Origin of the sequence: Acinetobacter sp. USHLN143 (genome assembly GCF_037145695.1) — a bacterium.
Classification (GTDB): domain Bacteria; phylum Pseudomonadota; class Gammaproteobacteria; order Pseudomonadales; family Moraxellaceae; genus Acinetobacter; species Acinetobacter fasciculus.
Window position 1 is genome coordinate 1 of the sequence record NZ_JBBCWZ010000139.1, and the last position, 2,998, is coordinate 2,998.

The 2,998-nt window shown below is 35.7% G+C and carries 1 protein-coding gene and 1 pseudogene; both read left to right on the forward strand.

What is annotated here, in order from left to right:
- Positions 1-136: 136 nt before the first annotated feature.
- Positions 137-1,546: pseudogene (locus tag WFH18_RS17125) on the forward strand (ATP-dependent nuclease); the annotation flags it as partial.
- A gap of 75 nt (positions 1,547-1,621) precedes the next feature.
- Entirely contained in the window at positions 1,622-2,827 is a 1,206-nt protein-coding gene (locus WFH18_RS17130; RefSeq protein WP_004973108.1) for an IS256 family transposase, read from the forward strand.
- The last annotated feature ends 171 nt before the right edge of the window (positions 2,828-2,998 follow it).

Genomic DNA, 2,998 nt, shown 5'->3' on the forward strand with positions numbered 1-2,998 from the left:
TATAAATGGGTAATGTACAAGTTGCTGTAGAAGCATGTTTAATTCGTCTAATCACAGATACTTTATAAAGTATTTTAATACTTTTTTGAATCCGTCAATGCGTAAGTCCTATATTCATAAAATATTTTCAAATATGAAATTCTATATCCCTATTTTAAGAGGTATGCGCCCTGTCACTGAAATAGAAAATAAACAGCCATATATCGAACGTGCTCAAAAAGATTATTTTACGGATACAAGTAAATTTAATACTGAAAATATTATTACTGGTGAGTGTTTATATCATGAGCTTAAAATCCATCTTCTAGGTGAACCTGAACAACGTGAAATAATTAAAAATTATGAAGAAAAACTAAGCCAATATTTCTTTGATAATGAAGCTGTTTCATTGATTCCGAAGCATGATCAAGATGTAGTGAACATCAAAATCGGTTCAGATAGACAAAGACCTATTTATGAATTGGGTGATGGTTTGCAACAAGCGATTATCCTAACCTATGAAGCCTATATAAAAAACAAAGATAAAGAAGGAAATACAGAAACACATGCTTTCTTTATAGAAGAGCCTGAGCTTCACATGCATGCAGGTATGGTTCGTCAGCTAATGAACTTTTATCTAAATGAAACTAATCACTATTACTTCTTTACAACGCATTCAAATCATTTATTGGACATGGCAGATGAATCCGATCAAGTCATGATCCAAAAGTTTGTTAAACACCCAAAAGAAGGTTCTTCTAACGAATTTGAGTTTAAAATTTATCGTTGTGACCGTGATCGTGACCTACTTGCCTCACTAGGTGTACGTCCTTCTTCTGTTTATTTAGCTAACTGTACGATCTGGGTTGAAGGTATTACAGATCGTCTGTATATCACAAAATATATGGAAAAATATTTAGCCGAATTAGAAAAATCTAATAATGAACTTTATAAAAAGTATCGTCGCTTTATGCCGAATTATCACTACACGTTTGTAGAATATGCAGGAAGTAATTTAGTGCATTGGTGCTTTAGTGATACATATGCTGATCAATTGGAAGATAAAGGTTTAAATGCTAAAGCTGTCGCAAGTGAAATGTTACTCATTGCAGATGGTGATATTCAAAATAAAGCTGATCGTGTGCAAGTTTTAAAAAGTGAGTTGAAGAAAGATAATTATCTGATTTTAGAATGTAAAGAAACTGAGAATACTCTTCCAAAAGACTCTATAGTTAGAGTTGCACAGAAGAAGTTTAGCAATATGAAAGCTAAAACTAAGCAAGGGTTTACTATAGAAAATCTAGATTCAATAACTGCATCTGATTACTTCGATCATAAAGATTATGGAATAGGAAAACTATTAGACGATCAAATACGAAATACCAGAACATCAACTGATAAAACTGCATTTGCTGATGGTAAAGGTGTAGGTACAATAAAATATAAACTAGATTTCTGCCGAGAAATCATCAAAGATTTCGATGAAAAACCTGATTGGGAACTTACACCAAAAGCCAAAGCGTTATGTGAACGAATATTTAAGCATATCGAAAAATGTAATTCTTAAATCTCCCCTAACCCCTGGTAGTGTTCAAAAAACTGTGTCATTTCCTTAAACTGTTAAAAACAGGAATGATGCATTATGGCAACTACATTTGATTTTGAAACAGCCTTAAAACAACTCCAGTCAGGACAAGCACTGACTGGAGAAAATGGCATACTCACCCCTTTAATTAAACAACTGACCGAAGCTGCTCTTGAAGCAGAAATCGAGAATTACATTGAAGCGAATCCGAAACAAGGTAATCGCCGCAATGGCTATACTCGCAAGACAGTAAAATCTACATCAGGTTCATTTGAGCTTGAAACCCCTAGAGATCGGAATGGTGAATTTGAGCCACAGTTAGTTAAAAAGAACCAGACCAAATTATCAGAAGAAATTGACAATAAAATCATATCACTCTATGCACTTGGTATGAGCTATCGTGATATTCAAAAGCATGTTGCTGATATGTATGGATTGGAGATTTCAGATGGTGCTATCACCAATATTACAGATAAGCTCCTCCCTCAGTTACAAGCATGGAAACAACGCCCACTCGATACAATTTATCCCTTTGTTTGGTTAGATGCCATACATTACAAAGTGAAGGATAAAGGTGTTTATGTGAGCAAAGCGATCTATACCATTTTAGCTTTAAATGTTGAAGGTAAGAAGGAACTACTCGGCTTGCATTTATCGGAAAGCGAAGGGGCGAACCATTGGCTTAGTGTACTGACAGACCTACAAAATCGTGGTGTTCAGGATATTCTGATTGCCTGTGTAGATGGACTAAAAGGTTTCCCCGAAGCCATAGCAGCGATTTACCCTCAAACAGAAATACAACTGTGTATCGTTCATCAAATTCGTAATTCTTTACGCTATGTTGCCAGTAAAGATCAGAAGGCATTTATGGCTGATTTAAAGCCAATTTACCGTGCTGATACCAAAGGGGCGGCAGAAGTAGCACTGGATGAGCTAGAAGAAAAATGGGGCGAAAAATATGGTGTGGTCATTCAGTCATGGCGTACCAAATGGCATCTACTATCCGCCTATTTCAAATACCCTAAAGCGATTAGGAAGCCGATTTACACCACCAATGCCGTTGAAGCCGTACATCGTCAATTCCGCAAACTAACCAAAACCAAAGGAGCTTTCCCCAATGAGGATAGTCTGATGAAATTACTGTATATTGGTATTCAACAGGCATCAGAAAAATGGACAATGCCTATTCAGGAATGGGGACAAACGATTACTCAATTATCCATTTACTTTGAAGGTCGATTAGATGATATAATTAAAATCTAGTCAAATTTACTGACACAGAATTTTGAACGCCCTCTAACCCCTCTTTAATAAAGAGGGGAAAAGAGGTGGTCCCACTTGTTTGAACAACTAAAAGCTTATTTATAAGTGATATTCTGCTCTAGTTAAGCTACCTTATTTTGTTGTGGTAGCTGGTCATAGTAAAACTCATCT

Bases quoted from the DNA above. Each gene is read 5' to 3' on its own strand.
- WFH18_RS17130 (WP_004973108.1), top strand. From the start codon at position 1,622: ATGGCAACTACATTTGATTTTGAAACAGCCTTAAAACAACTCCAGTCA.